The organism is Pseudomonas mandelii, from assembly GCF_002251635.1.
Lineage (GTDB): Bacteria > Pseudomonadota > Gammaproteobacteria > Pseudomonadales > Pseudomonadaceae > Aquipseudomonas > Aquipseudomonas mandelii_B.
Genome location: NZ_NMOJ01000084.1, coordinates 1 through 17931, shown reverse-complemented (window position 1 = coordinate 17931; position 17931 = coordinate 1). Strand labels below are relative to the sequence as shown.

Sequence of the window (17931 nt, the reverse complement as noted above, 5' to 3'; positions counted from 1 at the left end):
GGTCATCCTCAGTCCTGCATTTGGGTCTGGCGTTCGACAGGATCGATCAGCACGGCTTTCTGCTGGCGCACCAGCAGGTCGAGAATTTCTTCCTGCCGGTCACCCAGCACGCCGTTGAAGCTGATGCCGCTGGATTTGGTCGGCGCCAGCATCGCTACGCGGTACAGCTCGACGCTCAACGGCGAGTCGATGGACAGCGGCCCGCTGCCGTTNCCCGCCAGTTCACCNCCGACGATGATCAGTGAGACCTGGGCGTCGAACGGGTCGAGCTTGATGTCCCGGTCGGTGTCGGTCAGGTCCTTGATGTGGCCGTACACGCCGGTCAGGCCGTTGGCCATGGCGCTGTTCTCGTACAGGCGAATGTTCACGCTGTTACGGATGCGGATACCGTGGCGACGATTGGCAATCACCTTGTTGCCCCACAGCAGGTTGTCGCCGCTCTCATAGAGGGTGATGCCGTCCGTGTGGTTCTTGTAGATCTCGTTGTAGGCGATCAGGTTGTTCACGCTGTTACGGTCGATCACCAGGCCTGAAAGCTTGTTGTCATAGCTGCGGTTATTGAAGATGAAGCTGTCGTTCACTTCCCGCGAAATGATGATGCCGTGCTTCTTCTTGGTGCCGTAGACGGTGTTGTCCGCGATGATCAGGCCGTGGGAACGGTCGTGCGGGTCAATCCCGTAGACGATGTTGTCTTTGTAGGTGTTGCCCTTGATCACGAAGCCGGTGGTCTCGTAGCAGTAGAAGCCGTACCACATGTCCGAGAATTCGGAATCGATGATCCAGCCGGTCGGCTCGGAGCGCTTGAGCACCTTGGCCATGTTCGGCGTGTACTGGGAAATACTCACCCCGTACGACTTACTGTTGGCGTAACCGAAACTGGCCATCTTGCTGTTGGCGATGTAGGTCTCGGTGCCGCCCCAGGCCAACAGGAACGGGCGGAATTCCTTGGGCGACTGGAAGGCCGCCGGTCCGTTGGCCTTTTCGTTCCAGCCGGTAATCCGGGTGTCGCGCACAAACAGCTGGCCGTCGTTGATCAGGAACGAACCGGCCTGCTGGGACAGGCGCAGTTCCTGAGTCTTCTTGTCGATTTCGAGGATGCCCTTGCGCCCGACCACGATCGGCAGCTTGGCCAGGAACACACCCGGCGACGTTTCGCTGAGGTACTGCTTGGGTACTTTGCCGAGCAGGTCCTTGAGGTTCATGTAGCCGTCGTCGACAAAGATCGCCTGGGGAATACCGTGTTGGCGCACCACCCATTCGGCCATCTTGTTGTCGCCGCCGATAAAGTCCTTCAGGGCGTTTTCCTGCATCATCCGGCGCACGCTGATTTTGCCGGCCTTAGTGCGCACGACTTTCGCGGCGATGGCTTCGGCGGTGTAGCCGGAGGTGTCCGGCAGTTTCGGTTTTTCCAGTTCCAGCGGTGCGGTCGGTGCGCTGCTGACGGTGTAGGTCTTGGCCTGTTGCAACCCTTTGGCAATGGTCGCCGGTTGCCCTTTTTGAACGGGCGAGGCCGGCTCCACTGTGGCGAAGGCTGCCGTGCTGGCCAGCAGCATCGCGCCGGCCAGCAAGGTTATCGAGCCTCTCTTCGGACTGTTCATGTCAGGAACTCCCTTAGCGGTTCGCATCAGAAGCGCCAGATCACGTCGATAAACGCGCGGTGCATGTACGAGTCNACGCCTCTGCCATAGGCGTCGCCCGGCTTGAACACACCGCCACGCAAACGCACGAGGGCCGAAGGCTCATCGATCGACTGACTGAGGGAGGCCGGCAGCAGGCCTTGCTTGAAGTACTTGGTGACGACTACGTCCATTTCCTGGCCGAGGTCCTTGCTACCGTCTTCCAGCGGCAGAGAGGTGCTGGAAAGAATCGCTCCGGTGCCGTCGTCGGTATTGTTCTCGACGGCGTTGATGCCGTTGCTGCCGACCGGCTTGTTACCGTCGACACGCCAGAATTTGTGGTAGATCACGCTGGCGTCGTATTCGTCGTTGAGCATCCACGAACCGAACAACGTAGCGGTCTGCATGTTTTGCATTTCGCCACGGAAGGCTTCGCCGAAACGGTGCACGCGCGATTGGGTGCCGGTCCAGTTCGAACGGTTGCTTTGCAGACCGTTCTGCTCGTAATNGGCGCTGGCGCGGGCATACGCTGCACCGACTTGCCATTGCGGATCGAGGCGCAGACGCACGCCCAGGTCAGTGGCCCAGCCATCAACGTTGCCGCTGGTTTTGGCTTGTGCCGGCGCGGTGCCGTCGGCGTTCAGCGGGTTCACCTCGTCGCGGTNGCCACTCATGCCAGTGACGCTGGCCCAGTAGTTGACGGTGTTGGTGTTGCGCCAGTTGTAGGCATCGCTGTCGGCGGTCAGGCCGATCCAGCTGATATCGCCGTTCTGTTTCTTGTCCAGAGAATCGGCAGGAACACCCGGCTGCGCGTAGTCGAGTTTGCCGTCATCGTGGGTGTGATGACCGCGAATACCCACCCAGTTGCCCGGCGTCCACTGATACGCCGCATCGGCGTAGGCGTGCAGGCGATCCTTGTCTTTAGGCGACAGTTCTTTCAGGTCGGTGCGGTATTCGCTGAAGCGTTCGGCGGCGCCGACATTGGCCTTGAGCAAGGTGGTGTCGAAGGTCCAGTTCAGCGCTTCGATATTGGTATCGCGCCATTGGCCGTCGTCATTGTTCAGGCGCTGGCGACCGAACTTGAGGAGCTCGCCAGGGTAGGGCGTGAAGCCGCTGTAGCCGACCCAGAACTCGCGCATGGCCAGGTAGTTTTTCTTGGTCTTGCGGTCACCGTTGTCGGTGGCCTGGGNGCNGTCGCTGTCGGACTGCTGCAGGGTGTCGGTCTCGATGATGTCGCTCGACGTCACGGCCTGACCCATGGCATAGGCGCTCCACGCGCCGCTTTCGCCATAGACCCATGGGCGCAGGTCGAGGCCGATGCCGTTGACGTCGCCGCCGGGCTTGGTGCCCAGGTCGCGGTCGTCTTCGGACTGGCCGGTGATTTTCACTTCCAGGCCGAAGTTCTTGGCTTCGGTCAGCGCGGCCAGGGTCGGGCATGACCACAGCAGGGCGCAGGTCAGGCCGATGCCGGCCTTGACGAATGGGTTGAGCTTCATAGGGATTCCTCGCCGTCTTCTTCTTGCAGGGCATGCAGTTCCAGCGTGTTCTGGCTCAAGGCACCACGAACGTCCTGTTCTTGTTTCAACAGGCGTTTGGCCTCGGCGAGCTGGGCAGGCGGCAGTTGGGCTTCGAGTGTTTGCGCAAGCTCGGTGGCTTGCGGGGTGTTCTGCGCCTTGGCCAATTGGCTGAAGACGTAAGCGTTCAATGGGTTGGGCTGGGTGCCCTTGCCTTGGGAAAACAATTGGGCGATGGCGAAGTCGGCGCTGTTCTGGCCATTGCGCGCAGCGGTCAGCAAGTGGTCGAGGGCTTTTTGCGAGTAAACCTTGCCCAGGTAGCCACGGCGGTAGATCTGGCCGAGGTAGTAATCGGCGGCGACTTCCTTGCCCACGGCTTTTTCGAAGTGCGCTTCGGCGGCCTTGGCGTCCGCCGGCACCCACTTGCCTTCGTAGTAGAGCTTGCCCAGCAACAGTTCGGCGCGCGGCTGGTCGGCGGCGCGACCGTTGTCCAGGTACTTCATCATCTGGTCGACATCGCCCAGTTCGGGGAAGTCGTAGAGCAGTTGCGCCAGGCTGACCCAGGAGGCGGGGTAGCCGGGGGCGATGCCTTCGAGCAGCGACTGAGCGGTTTTCTCGTCGGTCTTGCCCAGGCTCGCATCACCCAACACGCGAGCCACACTGTCCACGCGTTGAGCGGTGACGGTGCCGCGAGCATGAGCGGCTTGCATCTGCTTGATCAGTTCGGCCTGTTNCTCNGGTTCGGCTCTTTTCTGGTAGACCGTGGCCAACTCGACGTAGCAGATGTCGGTGGTGTTCAACGCGGCCTTGCAGATGCGCTCCACATCATCCAGATGCTGGTCGTAAGTGCCCTGGGTGCGATAGAGCAGCACTTGGGCCAGACCCGCTTCCGGTTTGCCCTCGGCGCGCCATTGGCTGATCTGCTGCTGGGCGTTGACGTTCGGGAAGCTATGCGGNTATTGCAGGTAGAGCATCGCCAGCGGGATCAGGGTGTTGCCTTCGCCATCGGCAAAGGCTTTTTTCAGCAGCCCTTCGGCTTCGTGCTGCTCGGCCTCGGTGGCGCCCGGCTTGGCCACCAGCAGGCGACCCAGGCGGGCCTGGGCTCGCGGCGAGNCGCTGGCCGCGGCGCGATAAGTCGCCTCGGCCTGTTTGATCTGCGCCGGGTCACGGCTATCGACCTGGATATCGGCCAAGCCAACCTGTGCTTCGCTGTAGCCCAGATCTGCCAGTTGCTGGTAATTCTGCGCCGCCAGCGCGGTGTCGCCACGTTTGAGGGCTTCGTTGGCCAGGCGCTGGTCGGGCAGGCCGGCGCAACCGGCGAGGCTGACCGCCAGTGCCAATGTGCAGAATGCAGAGGCNGAGGATATTTGGAGTCGTCACGGGCATGTCCTCTGTTAAAGACCGGAAGCCATGGCTTTGTCGATCAGCCAGTTCAGGTTCGGACCACGGGTGGCGTTGACTTCAACCGGGCGACCGGCGAACTTGCTGTCGAGTGGCTCGTCAGGCTGGATCAGTACGCGGATGTCGGAGGAGAGGTCGGCGCTTTTCAGGCTGGTGCTGCTGACGATCTTGCCGCTGCGGGTTTTGTCTTCGCCGGCGATCTGGAAGCTGACTGCGCTGCCTGGCAGCACATCACCGAACTGGCGATAGGTGAAACGTGCTTCAACGTTGGCNNGGCTGCCGCGTGGCACCAGTCGGAAGATCACGTCGCCCTTGCTGGCGTACTGACCGTCGGCGACCAGTTGCTGGGCGACGACGCAATCACACGGGGAGGTCAGGGTGCCGGTCATTTGCTTGCCGAACAGTTCTTCGACCTTGGCCGGTTGCAACTGCTCTTCGTCCAGATGGCCCTTGAGCACATCGAGCATGCTGGTGCTGAACGTCGCCAACGGGGCGCCTTTGGCGGCGACGCCGTCGGCCTTGATCAGGCTCTGCACGGTGCCGTCGCGCGGCATGGTGATGTTCATGCCTGCCACGCTGACGAGGCCGGCCTGGGCGTGGCTGACGAAGTACATGCCGTAGACCGACTTGAAGACAAAACCGAACGCGGCGAGGCCGACAATGAAGATCCCGGCGCTGAACACCACGGCGCGCAGGCGACCGAACGCGGTCATGCCGCTGCCGCCATCCTTGACCTTGCGCGCCTTGGTGAAGTTGTCCCGTTGCAGGGTCGCCAACACGTCGCCCATGGTCACGATGTCGCCCGACAAGTGCGAGGTGATCAAGTGGCGCAGGGTGGAAATATCCTGGGCATCGAGGTTCTGGAACTGGCAACCGGTGCGGCCGCTCTGGCGATCGTAGGAGCGAATCTGCAGCTCTACATCCATGGCCAGGCCGAGGTTGTCGATGACGAATTGCAGGCGNGCCTTGTACACGTCGCCGACTTTCAGCGGCAGCTGACCGGCGTTGAAGGCCAGGCCGCCAGCGGAGAGGTCGATCACTCGAGCTTCCATCGGGGTCCGGTCGGGACCGAAGAAACGCAGCTTGGCCGGGATTTTCACTCGGGCGTGTTGGCGCTGGGCTTCTGACTCATGCACTACGTTGGCGTTGACGGCGGTATTCATAGGGGCAATTTCCTGGTTAATTCAATAAGGTGGCTGTCAGACCATCATCAGCAACACGGCGACGAATATGCTGCCGGCGGAGAAGGTCATGGTCCGAGACGACCAGGTGTTGAACCAACGTTGAAAGCTGGCCAAATCGCGGGTCAGTTTGGTGTCCTGGCGGGTCCAGGACTGTTGATCAAGGCGGAAGAACACGTAGATCTTCACCAGCGCGCCCACGATCTGGTTGTAATAGAGAATCACCGGGTACGCCGGGCCGATGGTGTGGCCGGAGCACGACAGCAGCAGGGTCAGGATCAAGCGGGTGATGCCGATCCACAGCAGGTACGCGAGGATGAACGCGCCGCCGTACTTGAAGGTGGCGATGACGGCCACGGTCAGGCCGAGCAGGGACGTCCACATCGACACGCGCTGGTCGAACAGCACCACGCTGGTGAACAGGCCCAGGCGCCGTACGCCCAGGCCGAGCGCGCGGGAGTTCTGGCGCAGGTTGTTGCCGTACCAGCGGAACATCAGCTTGCGGCTGGCCTTGATGAAGCTCTTTTCCGGCGGGTGTTCCACGGTGTTGATCGCGGCGTCCGGCACGTAGAAGGTGTCGTAACCGAGGCGCATCAGGCTGAACCAGCTGGACTTGTCATCCCCGGTCAAAAACTTGAAGCGGCCCAGGCGCCAGTGTTGCAGCGAGTCGCTTTCCACGTCGGCGATAAAGCCCGGGTCGGTGACGACGCTGGCACGGAACACCGACATGCGCCCGGTCATGGTCAGCACGCGCTTGGACAGGGCCATGGAACACATGTTGATGTGGCGCTGGGCGAAGCGCAGTTTGTGCCACTCGCTCATGATGTAGCCGCCGCGCACTTCGCAGAACTCGTTGGTGGTCAGGCCGCCGACATTGCCGAACAGCTGGAACCACGGCACGGTCTTGCGTACTACGCCTTCGGCGAGCACGGTGTCGCCATCGATCACTGCGACCACTGCACGGTCATCCGGCAGGTGGCGGGAGATGGCGCGGAAGCCGTAGGCCAGGCCATCACGCTTGCCGGTGCCGGGAATGCGCACGAAGTCGAGCTTGACCCGATCCGGCGGATTCATCTTCGTCCAAAGGCTTTTAACCAGCTTCTCATCGGACATTTCGACGATGGAGCACACCATGGTGGTCGGCAGGCCACAGTCGATCGCTTCGCGAATCACCGAGCTGTAGACCTGGGCGGTGGTCAGTGCATCGATACGGAAGCTGGTGACCATCAGGAAGACATGGGATGGGTCTGCCGCCTTGCCCAGCTTGCGCACCTTGCGCCGCAGGTGTGGGTAGACCACATACAGGAACAGCATGCCGCGAAANAAGTGCGTGGCGCCCATCGAGTAGCGCCAGATGCCGATGAAACCGATGAGGAAGATAAAGTCCTTCGAATCGGAATCGAATGTGGACGCAGGCAACGCCATGGCGATGCCCATCAATAAACTTAGGTAAAACAGCCAACCGGCGGCCTGAAGTAGGCCGTGCTTTAGCCTGTGCATAATCTGCATCCGTCTCTATCTCGGGCGAGCCTGTAGGGTGGCCCGATGGGGTTAAGGCAGGCGAAAAGGCCGAAGGTTGTGGCGTCCCGGGGGACGCTATCGCCAGCAAGCCGGCTCCTACAGGTGTGCGTTGAATGTGTAGGAGCCGGCTTGCTGGTACAGGTGTGCGTTGAATGTGTAGGAGCCGGCTTGCTGGCGATCAGCGCGAAGCGCTTACAACCCGCCGGTTACCAGCAGATGCCTTCGGTACGACCGCTGACGCTGGTGGCTTTGGACATGAAGCCAACCAGGTCGACGACTTGCTTGCCGTGTGGAGCGTTCTGCGCCAGGGCGCGGAATTTCTCGTCACGGTTGCCGAGGATGATCACGTCGGAGTTGGCGATCACGTCGTCAAAGTCGGCGTTGAGCAAGGACGAGACGTGCGGGATCTTGCCTTCGATGTAGTCCTTGTTCGCACCGTGCACACGGGCGTATTCGACGTTGCTGTCGTAGATGCTCAGGTCGAAGCCCTTGCCGATCAGCATTTCCGCGAGCTCTACCAGTGGGCTTTCGCGCAGGTCGTCAGTGCCGGCCTTGAAGCTCAGGCCCAGCAGCGCGACTTTGCGTTTGTCATGGCCGGCGACGATGTCGAAGGCGTTCTGTACCTGGGACTCGTTGCTGCGCATCAGCGAGTTCAGCAGCGGCGCTTCCACGTCCAGGGCACCGGCGCGGTAGGTCAGGGCACGCACGTCTTTTGGCAGGCACGAGCCGCCGAACGCGAAGCCAGGGCGCATGTAGTACTGGGACAGGTTGAGGGTCTTGTCCTGGCACACCACTTCCATCACTTCACGGCCATCGACGCCAACGGCCTTGGCGATGTTGCCGATCTCGTTGGCGAAGGTGACTTTGGTGGCGTGCCACACGTTGCAGGTGTACTTGATCATTTCGGCGACGGCGATGTCCTTGCGGATGATCGGCGCGTCGAGTTCTTCGTACAGCGACTGCAGGACATCGCCGGAGGCTTTGTCGAACTCGCCGATGACCGTCATCGGCGGCAGGTCGTAGTCGGCGATGGCAGTGGATTCGCGCAGGAATTCCGGGTTGACCGCGACACCGAAGTCGACGCCGGCTTTTTTGCCGGAGCAGTCTTCGAGGATCGGGATGACAACGTTGGCCACAGTGCCCGGCAATACGGTACTGCGCACCACGATGGTGTGGCGGGTGGTCTTGTCACGCAGGACAAAACCGATCTCGCGGCATACCGATTCGATGTAGTTGAGTTCCAGATCGCCGTTTTTCTTGCTCGGCGTGCCGACGCAAATCATCGAGAGGTCGGTATCGCGGATGGCGTCGGCGAAGTTGGTCGTGCCGCGCAATTTGCCCGTCTCGATACCCTTCTTCAGAAGTTCGCCCAGACCCGGTTCAACGATCGGCGAACGGCCGGCGTTGATCATATCGATTTTGTCTTTGGCAACATCGACGCCAACNACNTCATGGCCACGGGCAGACAGGCAACCGGCACAGACTGCGCCGACGTAACCTAGACCAAATATGCTGATGCGCATCGCAATTACCTCTGTGTTTTATCAAGCCATTACATGGCCGGAGTTAATGGTGTTCAGCGGTATAGTGCACTCGCAAGTGCGGCCTTACAGGCGCCGCAGTGCCGCGTGCAGGCATACAAAGTTCCGAGTGTCTAAATAAGTGCACTCAAGATGTGCGCAACTAGGCCTTATTATTCTGATGTGCCCTGTTATGCAGCCGATCTTCTGATCAGAAGACATTCGTGCAATGGTCTTGCGCGCTCAATGTCAGGCATAAGCCCGTAAATCAAGCGGTTGGGTGCTCAGATGAGCACGTTTATAGGGGCGCAGCCTTGGCCTTGAAGGGGATATTGATGAGCGTATCTCCTGTCCTTAATGTGTTGCCCAAATTAGAGGCCCAGTCTGCAGAAGTTAATGTGACAACTTCGATACGTGACGCTCTTCTCTGCGTAAGTTATCTCGTACATGCATTGAGAAAATCGTTACCGGTGGTATGAGCTACGCATTTGGACATAGTTCCTGTCCGCCCATCGCGAATTCTGAAATTTCTTGAAATATTGAGAAAGATGGCACTGCTCTCATATTGATAGCACTTGCCGTTTGGCCCTTTATATATAGGCCGAATATCGGGTTGGATAGTTTTGTGCCACTACCGATAAAAATTTTCAGTGCCACTACTGAAAAAAATCATCAAAGTCGAGTGAAACAATAGTTAGAAAATTGAGCGGTGGATTTTTGGCGCCAATAAGTCGGCGAATAAGGCGGGGAATTGTTGGACGATCAGACGGCGGCGCACGACCAATTTTTGCTGTCGTGCACCGAACGGGTGCTTACTCTGGCGCGTGATCGCGCAGGAACACCAAATGGTCCGGTTTAGACTGCTCGACGCTGTAGCGATAGCCTTGAACGTCAAATTTTTTGAGCTCTGCCGGGTCGTTGACGCGCTCTTCAATGACAAAACGACTCATCATTCCGCGCGCTTTTTTCGCGTAGAAGCTGATGATCTTGTACTGACCGTTCTTCAGGTCCTTGAATTCGGTGTTNATGATGCGCGCGTTCAGGGCATTGCGTTTGACCGCCGAGAAGTACTCGTTGGAGGCCAGGTTCAGCAACACGTCGTCGCCCTGGTCGGCCAGGGCTTCGTTCAGCCATTCGCTGATCCGGGTGCCCCAGAACGCATACAGATCCTTGCCACGGGCATTCGCCAGTTTGGTGCCCATCTCCAGACGATACGGTTGCATCAGGTCCAGAGGGCGCAGCAGTCCGTACAGGCCTGAGAGCATGCGCAAGTGCAGTTGCGCGTAATCGAAATCGGCTTCGCTGAAGGTTTGTGCGTTGAGGCCGGTGTACACGTCACCCTTGAAGGCGAGCAACGCCTGCTTGGCGTTTTCCGGTGTGAACGCCGGCGTCCAGCTGCCGAAACGCGCGGCGTTGAGGCCGCCGATTTTATCGGAGACGTGCATCAACTCGCTGATTTGCGCGGGCNTGAGTTCGCGCAGTTGTTCGATCAGCTCCTGGGAGTGGTCGAGGTACTGCGGCTGGGTGAAGCGCGGGGTGACCGGCTTTGANTCGAAATCGAGGGTCTTGGCGGGGGAAATCACCATCAGCATGAAGTCGTCTCCTTTAATCGTGGGGGCGATTCTAGGGGGTTGGGCCGGTTGACTCCAGCTATGGGTGTCATAGGTGATCGGTGGTGCTGCGCAAAAACCTGTGGGAGCGAGCTTGCTCGCGATGACGGCCGCTCATCCAGCATCAATGTCATCTGATTTACCGCTATCGCGAGCAAGCTCGCTCCCACAGGGGGTCGGTGCTGCTGCGGGAATGTGGGCCGGATCAGCTATAGTGCCGCGCGGGTTTTGTTATGGAGACATCCCATTGCGTATCGTTTTTCTATTATCGGCCTGGCTCTTGAGCTTCGGTGCCATGGCGGCGCCGGGCGATGTGGCGACGCTTGATCGCAGCACCTGGCCGGAACAGCTCAGCAGCCCAACGCTGTTCGACGTCGCATCACGCGCTGAAATCCTCATGTTCGCGCGGGTGCTGCTCGCCAGCGAATCGCTGGATGAGGCGAGCCTGGCCCAGCGTCTGGGCCTGCGCAAGATTAATCTGGAGGCGGTCAACAACCTGCGCCAGCGCTTGTGGCAGCGCCTGCTCACCAACTACAACTTCGCCCAGCAGAGCTGTGATCAGGATGCCTCCTTTTGTTTCCTCGTCGAGGACATGGACACCCTGCGCCAGCAAGCGGCCAAGTTTCAGGTCAGCGATGACAGCTATTACACCAAGTGGTCGGAGCCGAGCCGGTTGTTCCACGCCCAGTATCTGGACGAGCAACTGCGCAAGGCGGCACTGTCTCCACAGAGCAGCAGCGAAGTCGATCGTTTTGGCGACTATGAGCGCAACGGCGACGAGATGCATGACCGGTTGTTTTTGCTGACGTTCGACAGCGCCGCCAATGTCACGCCGGACAACACCGGCTGGGTCGCGGAGTACCTGCGCAAATCGAACATGAGCGGCACTTTCTTCGTGCTGGGCAAAGACATTCAGGCGCGTCTGGCCGAGCGCTCGGTGTCCAGTCTGCAAGCGACGTATTCAACGCAGTGCATCGGCGTGCAAGGCTGGGAGTTTCGCTCCCACAGCCACTGGCAGGACTGGCAGGATTCGGTGCGCCGTAGCGTCGACCTGGTCAAGAGCAAACTGCCGGAGAATTACGTGCCGCTGTTCCGCCCACCGGATGGTCAGCGTCGTTCGGATGCCGAAGGCTTCTTCAAGGCTCAGGGTTTGCAAGTCGCCTTGTGGGACATCGATGCCCAGGATGGCGCCGGCAAGCTCAAGGGCAACCCGAGCGCCCAGCGCGTGTTGACGTTGATGCTGCTGTGGCGACACGGGGTGATCAACTTCAATGTGAAGCAGGATGCAGTCAAAACGGCGATGCCCTGGCTCATTTCGCAAACGGCGCAAAGCGGGATCGGTTGGGAGGACTGTCAGGACGCATTTCGCTGAAACCGTGAAAAGCCCGGAATCATTGGGGAGGAGGGTACGTCGGGGTGATTTTCGAGCAGATTTCGATGCAGGCGGACTTCCGACTTTAACGGGGTGATGGCCATCCGCCTAGTGCTATTGGTCACTCTGAAAAATAAACTTCAAAAAANCGTCAAAGTACTTTTTTCTGTCATGGTTTTTGGAGTATTACGAAGNCAGATCGCCGAAACCTGCAACACAGGTGGCGTCTCCCAAGACCCCGCTATGGATGCAGTTCACTTGAGTCCCCGCAGGTGAATTCGGTAGTCACTTCGAGGCGCAGCACTGTTGTGGTATTGCGTCGACTGGCTCCCACAAAGGTGACCGAGTATGGATGATCATGGACGTAACCCTTCTTCCGACCAGCCAATCCTTTATGTGCTTGATACCAACGTACTGATTCACGATCCAAACGCACTGCTTAACTTCGAAGAACACCACGTCGCTATCCCGATGATCGTGCTTGAGGAGCTCGACAAACTCAAAAGCGGGCACCACAGCGTTGCCGCCGAGTGCCGCCAGGCCATTCGCCTGATCGACAAGACCCTGGGTGAAGCCTCACCCGAGGACGTTGAAGTCGGTGTGCCGATCCAGCGCGGCAAGAGCGGGCCCAAGGGTTTGCTGTCAATTCTGATGAGCAAGCGTGCCGAACCGAACATCATTCTTCCCGAACACCTGAACGACAACATCATCATCAACCAGTTGATTGACCTGCACGCGCGCGAGCCGAAACTGCCCGTGGTGCTGGTCACCAAAGACATCAACATGCGCCTCAAGGCCCGGGCGTGCGGGATCGCGGCCGAGGACTACAGCACCGACCAACTGGTCGATGACGTTTCGTTGCTGCCCAACGGTTACCACAACATGACCGGCTCCTTCTGGGACCGCGTCAGCAAAGTCGAAACCCGTCAGGACCATGGCCGCACCTGGCACCAGGTACAGCTGACCGACAACCTGCCTGCCGTGCATATCAACGAGTTCATCATCGACGAACAGGGCTTTGTCGGCTGGATCAAAGAGATCCAGGTCGACAAGCTGCTGATCCTCGACCTGCATCAGGAACCCCTGTTGCACCAGGAAGCCTGGGGCCTGAAACCGCGTGACATCTACCAGAGCCTGGCGCTGTATGCGCTGCTCGACCCGGATATCCACCTGGTCAACCTGACCGGGGCTGCAGGTTCCGGTAAAACCATCCTGGCCTTGGCCGCAGCGATTGAGCAGACCATGGTCAGCAAGCGCTACCGGCGGATCATTGCGACNCGCAGCGTGCAGGGCCTGGACCAGGAAATCGGTTTCCTGCCCGGCACCGAGGCGGAAAAAATGGAGCCGTGGCTGGGGGCGATCACCGACAACCTCGAAGCCTTGCACATGGATGACGAAAACACCCATGGCAGCGTCGATTACATCCTCAGCAAAGTGCCGTTGCAGTTCAAATCCCTCAACTACATCCGAGGTCGCAGCTTCCAGCAAAGCCTGATTTTGATCGATGAATGCCAGAACCTGACGCCGCACCAGATGAAAACCATCATCACCCGTGCCGGCGCCGGTTCCAAAGTGGTGTGCCTGGGCAACCTGGCACAGATCGACACCCCTTACCTGTCCGCGACCAGCTCCGGGCTGACTTACCTGACGGAACGCTTCAAAGACTTCCCGAACGGTGTGCACATCACCCTGCAAGGGGTGCCTCGTTCGATTCTGGCTGAATACGCCGAAACGCATTTGTAATCCCATCACCAGAACCGGGCGGCCCAAAACCGCCCGGTTTTTTTATGCCCAACACAAATCCCCTTGCAGGAGCGAGGCTTGCCCGCGAAGACGGCGGCACATTCAACACCAATCTGTCTGACACGCCGCCTTCGCGGGCAAGCCTCGCTCCTACAAGGGCTATCCATCAAATAATCAAACGTGCGGAAAATTGACCCGCAGGTTTACAATCGACGCTCCTGATCAGGAGTATCCCTGTGCTGACTCATCTCGATTCCCAAGGTCGCGCCCATATGGTCGACGTCACCGACAAAGCCGTGACGTTCCGTGAAGCGACCGCTCAAGCGCTGGTGCGCATGCTCCCCGAAACCCTGCAGATGATCGTCAGTGGCGGTCACCCCAAGGGGGATGTGTTCGCCGTGGCGCGTATCGCCGGCATTCAGGCAGCGAAGAAAACCAGCGACCTGATTCCCCTGTGCCATCCGCTGATGCTCACCGGCGTCAAGGTCGAGCTGAGTGCCGAAGGCGATGACACCGTGCGCATTGTCGCGCGCTGCAAGTTGTCCGGGCAGACCGGCGTGGAGATGGAAGCGCTGACCGCTGCCAGTGTCGCAGCGCTGACGATCTACGACATGTGCAAGGCCGTGGACCGTGGCATGACCATCGAAAGTATTCGGCTGCTGGAAAAACTCGGCGGCAAGAGCGGCCATTTCCAGGCAGATCAACCATGAACGTCACCGTGAAGTTTTTTGCCCGCTACCGCGAAGCGCTCGGCGTGGACTCGATCAAGATTGAAGGCGATTTCGCCACGGTCGACGATGTGCGTGCGTTGCTGGCTCAGCGTGACGGTGCCGAGGTGTTGAGCGAGCAGAACCTGATGTGCGCCCGCAACGAGGACCTCTGCCAGCTCGACGAACCGGTGACTGACGGTGACGAAGTGGCGTTCTTTCCGACCGTGACCGGGGGCTGACATGGCGATTCGCGTGCAGTCCACGGCGTTCGATCCGGGGGCGGAAGTCAATGCCATGCACGCGGCCAATGTCGGCGTGGGCGCGGTGGTGAGTTTTGTCGGCTATGTGCGCGATTTCAATGACGGCCGCGACGTGTCGGGCATGTTCCTTGAGCACTATCCCGGCATGACCGAAAAAGCCCTGGCCAAGATCGCCCTGGAGGCTGAACAGCGCTGGCCGCTGCTCAAGCTTGAAGTGCTGCACCGGATCGGCGCCCTGGAACCGGGTGAACCGATCGTCTTCGTCGGCGCCGCCAGCGCCCACCGCCAGGCGGCGTTCGACGCCTGCGCCTTTGTCATGGACTACCTGAAAACCCGTGCGCCGTTCTGGAAGAAGGAAAACACCAGCGACGGGCCGCGCTGGGTGGAAGGGCGTGACAGCGATCATGCGGCGGCGGATCGCTGGAAACAGTGATTCCTGCGGCGTCTGCCAGTACGCCTTCGCGGGCAAGCCCGCTCCCACAGGTTTTGTGTAGTACACAGATTATGTGAACAACGTAAAACCTGTGGGAGCGAGGCTTGCCCGCGAAGGGGCCATCCGCAACACCGAAAATCCCAATGACCACCGCCCGACCACCGGCCCGCACATCCTCCATCGCCCCGATTGACGATTTATACATAAAAGTCCAGTATGGAATTATAAGTACAAAAAAGGCGTTTCCCCCGTTACAGCTCTTTCTTCTGTCTTGCCAAACCAACAACAACCCGCGAGAGAACGAACATGAAGAAATTCCCCCTCATCACCGGTCTGGCGCTGAGCCTGTTGGCGTGCAGCACGCTATTCGCCGCCGACAAAACCCTGCGCATCGGCATCGAAGCGGCTTATCCACCCTTCGCGTCCAAGACCCAGGACGGCAAAATCGTCGGGTTCGACTACGACATCGGCAACGCGTTGTGTGCGCAAATGAAGGTCAAGTGCGTGTGGGTAGAGGGTGAGTTCGACGGTCTGATTCCTTCCCTCAAAGTGAAGAAAATCGACATGGCCCTGTCGTCCATGACCATCAACGAAGACCGCAAGAAATCGGTGGATTTCACCCACAAGTATTACTTTACGTCCTCGCGCCTGGTGATGAAGGACGGTGCAGCCGTGGATGACCAGTACGCCAGCCTCAAGGGCAAGACCATCGGCGTGCAACGCGCCACGACCACCGACCGCTACGCCACCGAGGTGTTCGAGCCCAAGGGCATCAACGTCAAGCGCTACAGTAATAACGAAGAAATCTACATGGACCTGGCGTCAGGTCGCCTGGATGCGATCTTTGCCGACACCATCCCCCTGAGTGACTTCCTGGCGATGCCACGCGGCAAGGGCTACGCCTTTGTCGGCCCCGAACTCAAGGACCCGAAATACGTGGGCGAGGGCGCCGGGATCGCGGTGCGCAAGGGCAATACGGCATTGGTCAGTGAGTTGAACACGGCCATCGATGGGATTCGCGCGAGTGGCGAGTACCAGAAGATTTCCGAGAAGTACTTCAAGGCTGACATCTACGGCGATTGATCTAACGCCTTCGCGAGCAAGCCCGCTCCCACATTAGTCCTGCGAACANGCCGGATCAACCAATACACATCGTTGGGCTCAGCCCTTCAATTCCTTCAAATGCTTGTAAACAGTCGCCCGCCCCATGTTCAGCACATTGGCCACATAGTTCGAAGCGCTTTTACCCTTGAAGGCCCCTTCGGCGTGCAACGCCAACACCAGTTCGCGTTTGTGGTCGCGCGTCAGCAGGTTCAGGCTCAGCTGACGTTCGCGCAGCCAGGCGTGCAGGAAGGTATTGATNCGTTCCTGCCAGTCATCGCGAAACAATGAGTCCGGTTGCGGGATCAGCTTGCTCGGCGACAGGAACAGGTCCAGTGCCGCCTTGGCATTTTCGAACAGCGAGATATTCAGGTTGATGCACAGCACCGCCAACCGGCGACCTTTGTGGTCGTGGAGCACGGTGCTCAGGCTGCGAATTTTCTGGCCGTCCCAATTGAGCTTTTCGTACGGACCGATATTCACTTCGCGGATGTCATCGCTGAGCATGTCCTCCAGCGCCGAGTCGTCGCCGATGNCCCGTTTGGACAGATTGTTGGCGATGTAATCGATTTTTTGCGTGCGCAGATCGTGCAGCACCACCTCGGCATGAGGGAAGAACAACGTAGCGATCGCATCGGCGATTGCCCGATAGTTGTCCAGGGCCGGGTCTTTTTCAGGTGCGTTCATACAGTGGAGCTCCAGGCAGCTTAGCGCCCTGCAAAAAGGGCGCTGGAAGTGTGCCGCAATCGTGTCGACACGTCACCTGAGGAGGAAAATCAGCCCAGGCGGGCAGGGGAAAGCATCTCGGCGTCCAGGCCGAAACGGCTGAGTTGTTCGGGCAAGGCTTCACCGCGTACCAGCGCTGCGCTGGCCTGGCCCATGGCGGGTGAGGTCTGGATGCCATAGCCGCCTTGCGCCGCGACCCAGAACAGCCCCGGCACGTGCGGGTCGAAGCCCGAGAGCAAATCACCGTCGTGCACAAAACTGCGCAGCCCGGCCCAGGTCCGGGTCGGGCGGCGGATGGTCAGCGTGGTGGCTTCTTCGATCTGGTAAATGCCCATGGCGATGTCCAGCTCTTCGGGCTGCACATCCTGCGGCTCGACGGGGTCGGCGTTGGCCGGTGAGCCCAGGAACATGCCGGCGTCGGGTTTCATGTAGAAGGCTTCGTCGAGGGCCACCAGCATCGGCCAATGGTGGATGTCCACGCCCTCGGGGCCGGCGAAAATGAACGCCGCGCGCCGTTTCGGCTGCAGTCCCAACGACTTGGCGCCGGCCAGCTCGCCGATCTTGTCGGCCCACGCGCCTGCCGCGTTGATGATGACCGGTGCGCTGAAAGTCTGGCTATTGGTTTGAACCTGCCACAGGCCTTCGGCATTGCGGTTCAGGCTCAGCACTTCGCTGTCGGTGTGGACTTCGCCTTTGTTGCGGCGGATACCGCGCAAATAACCCTGGTGCAGGGCGTCGGTGTCGATGTCGCTGGCCGTCGGGTCGAAGATGGCACCGTGGACTTTTTCGCGACGCAGGATCGGCAACCGCGCGCAGGCTTCGTCGGCGCTGAGCAGTTGCATTTCCGCCACCGTGGCCTTGGCGCTCAGGTATTGATTGTTCAGCTCGGCGGGGTCACCAGTGAAATCCACGGTCATCTCGCCACGCGGGGTCAGCAACGGGTGTTCGCAGAAACCGGCTGGCGGTGCGTCGAAGAAGTCGCGGCTGGCCTGGGTCAGCGCCCGAACCTGTGGTGTGCCATACGCCGCGGTGTAGAGCGCAGCCGAGCGTCCGGTGGAGTGATAGGCCGGATGGGATTCGCGTTCAAGCACAATCACCCGGGCGTGCTGCGACAGCCAGAAACCGGTGGAAGCGCCGGCAATCCCGCCGCCGATGATGATGAAATCTGCCTGGCTCATGAACGTCTCCTGTCGAGCGCAAATAAAGATCTCCTGTAGGAGCCG

Annotated in this window: 15 protein-coding genes; 6 read left to right on the top strand and 9 right to left on the bottom strand. The window is 59.7% G+C overall.

Annotated features, from left to right (window positions below; all coding sequences use genetic code 11):
* Positions 1 to 8: 8 nt before the first annotated feature.
* The 7 genes from algG to yaaA all read right to left on the bottom strand — a co-directional run bounded on the left by algG (position 9) and on the right by yaaA (position 10345).
* On the bottom strand, positions 9 to 1598 hold the full coding sequence (gene algG / locus B7L09_RS12115; protein WP_094469011.1) for a mannuronan 5-epimerase AlgG: 1590 nt from the start codon (positions 1596 to 1598) through the stop codon (positions 9 to 11).
* Between the two features lie 26 nt (positions 1599 to 1624).
* Positions 1625 to 3112 carry an alginate export family protein gene (locus B7L09_RS12110; protein ID WP_094469010.1) on the bottom strand — a complete coding sequence of 496 codons (1488 nt, stop codon included), beginning with the start codon at positions 3110 to 3112 and terminating at the stop codon, positions 1625 to 1627.
* Positions 3109 to 4497: an alginate biosynthesis TPR repeat lipoprotein AlgK gene (algK, locus tag B7L09_RS12105; protein ID WP_176457695.1), complete on the bottom strand. Its 1389-nt coding sequence runs from the start codon at positions 4495 to 4497 to the stop codon at positions 3109 to 3111. Before algK ends, B7L09_RS12110 begins: the two co-directional genes overlap by 4 nt.
* 27 nt (positions 4498 to 4524) lie before the next feature.
* The gene (locus tag B7L09_RS12100; RefSeq protein WP_094469008.1) at positions 4525 to 5694 is read right to left on the bottom strand and encodes an alginate biosynthesis protein Alg44; all 1170 of its coding nucleotides are present in this window, start codon (positions 5692 to 5694) and stop codon (positions 4525 to 4527) included.
* Positions 5695 to 5730: 36 nt separating this feature from the next.
* A complete protein-coding gene (alg8, locus tag B7L09_RS12095) occupies positions 5731 to 7212 on the bottom strand; it encodes a mannuronan synthase (RefSeq protein WP_438269321.1) in 1482 nt (493 codons plus the stop codon).
* Positions 7213 to 7439: 227 nt separating this feature from the next.
* On the bottom strand, positions 7440 to 8756 hold the full coding sequence (locus B7L09_RS12090; protein ID WP_094469006.1) for a nucleotide sugar dehydrogenase: 1317 nt from the start codon (positions 8754 to 8756) through the stop codon (positions 7440 to 7442).
* An 809-nt stretch (positions 8757 to 9565) separates the two neighbouring features.
* Positions 9566 to 10345 carry a peroxide stress protein YaaA gene (yaaA, locus tag B7L09_RS12085; protein WP_094469005.1) on the bottom strand — a complete coding sequence of 260 codons (780 nt, stop codon included), beginning with the start codon at positions 10343 to 10345 and terminating at the stop codon, positions 9566 to 9568.
* Between the two features lie 265 nt (positions 10346 to 10610).
* Between yaaA and B7L09_RS12080 the strand changes: the two genes are divergently transcribed.
* The 6 genes from B7L09_RS12080 (at position 10611) to B7L09_RS12055 (ending at position 15964) form a co-directional block, all read left to right on the top strand.
* Entirely contained in the window at positions 10611 to 11735 is a 1125-nt protein-coding gene (locus B7L09_RS12080; protein ID WP_094469004.1) for a polysaccharide deacetylase family protein, read from the top strand.
* A gap of 348 nt (positions 11736 to 12083) precedes the next feature.
* Positions 12084 to 13478, top strand: coding sequence for a PhoH family protein (locus tag B7L09_RS12075; protein WP_094469003.1), 1395 nt, complete (start codon positions 12084 to 12086; stop codon positions 13476 to 13478).
* Between the two features lie 236 nt (positions 13479 to 13714).
* Positions 13715 to 14188 carry a cyclic pyranopterin monophosphate synthase MoaC gene (gene moaC, locus B7L09_RS12070; protein ID WP_094469002.1) on the top strand — a complete coding sequence of 158 codons (474 nt, stop codon included), beginning with the start codon at positions 13715 to 13717 and terminating at the stop codon, positions 14186 to 14188.
* Positions 14185 to 14427 carry a molybdopterin converting factor subunit 1 gene (moaD, locus tag B7L09_RS12065; protein WP_094469001.1) on the top strand — a complete coding sequence of 81 codons (243 nt, stop codon included), beginning with the start codon at positions 14185 to 14187 and terminating at the stop codon, positions 14425 to 14427. The genes moaC and moaD overlap by 4 nt, the downstream gene beginning before the upstream one ends.
* 1 nt (position 14428) lies before the next feature.
* Positions 14429 to 14881 carry a molybdopterin synthase catalytic subunit MoaE gene (gene moaE / locus B7L09_RS12060; protein ID WP_094469000.1) on the top strand — a complete coding sequence of 151 codons (453 nt, stop codon included), beginning with the start codon at positions 14429 to 14431 and terminating at the stop codon, positions 14879 to 14881.
* Positions 14882 to 15187: 306 nt separating this feature from the next.
* Entirely contained in the window at positions 15188 to 15964 is a 777-nt protein-coding gene (locus tag B7L09_RS12055) for an ABC transporter substrate-binding protein (RefSeq protein WP_094468999.1), read from the top strand.
* 78 nt (positions 15965 to 16042) lie between these two features.
* On the opposite strand, the gene B7L09_RS12050 is transcribed toward B7L09_RS12055, so the two are convergent.
* Together B7L09_RS12050 and B7L09_RS12045 are read right to left on the bottom strand one after the other, a co-directional pair.
* On the bottom strand, positions 16043 to 16669 hold the full coding sequence (locus tag B7L09_RS12050; protein WP_094468998.1) for a helix-turn-helix transcriptional regulator: 627 nt from the start codon (positions 16667 to 16669) through the stop codon (positions 16043 to 16045).
* A gap of 89 nt (positions 16670 to 16758) precedes the next feature.
* Entirely contained in the window at positions 16759 to 17886 is a 1128-nt protein-coding gene (locus B7L09_RS12045; protein ID WP_094468997.1) for an NAD(P)/FAD-dependent oxidoreductase, read from the bottom strand.
* Positions 17887 to 17931: the final 45 nt, after the last annotated feature.

Bases quoted from the DNA above. Each gene is read 5' to 3' on its own strand.
- moaD (WP_094469001.1), top strand. From the start codon at position 14,185: ATGAACGTCACCGTGAAGTTTTTTGCCCGCTACCGCGAAGCGCTCGGC.
- moaE (WP_094469000.1), top strand. From the start codon at position 14,429: ATGGCGATTCGCGTGCAGTCCACGGCGTTCGATCCGGGGGCGGAAGTC.
- B7L09_RS12055 (WP_094468999.1), top strand. From the start codon at position 15,188: ATGAAGAAATTCCCCCTCATCACCGGTCTGGCGCTGAGCCTGTTGGCG.
- B7L09_RS12045 (WP_094468997.1), bottom strand. From the start codon at position 17,886: ATGAGCCAGGCAGATTTCATCATCATCGGCGGCGGGATTGCCGGCGCT.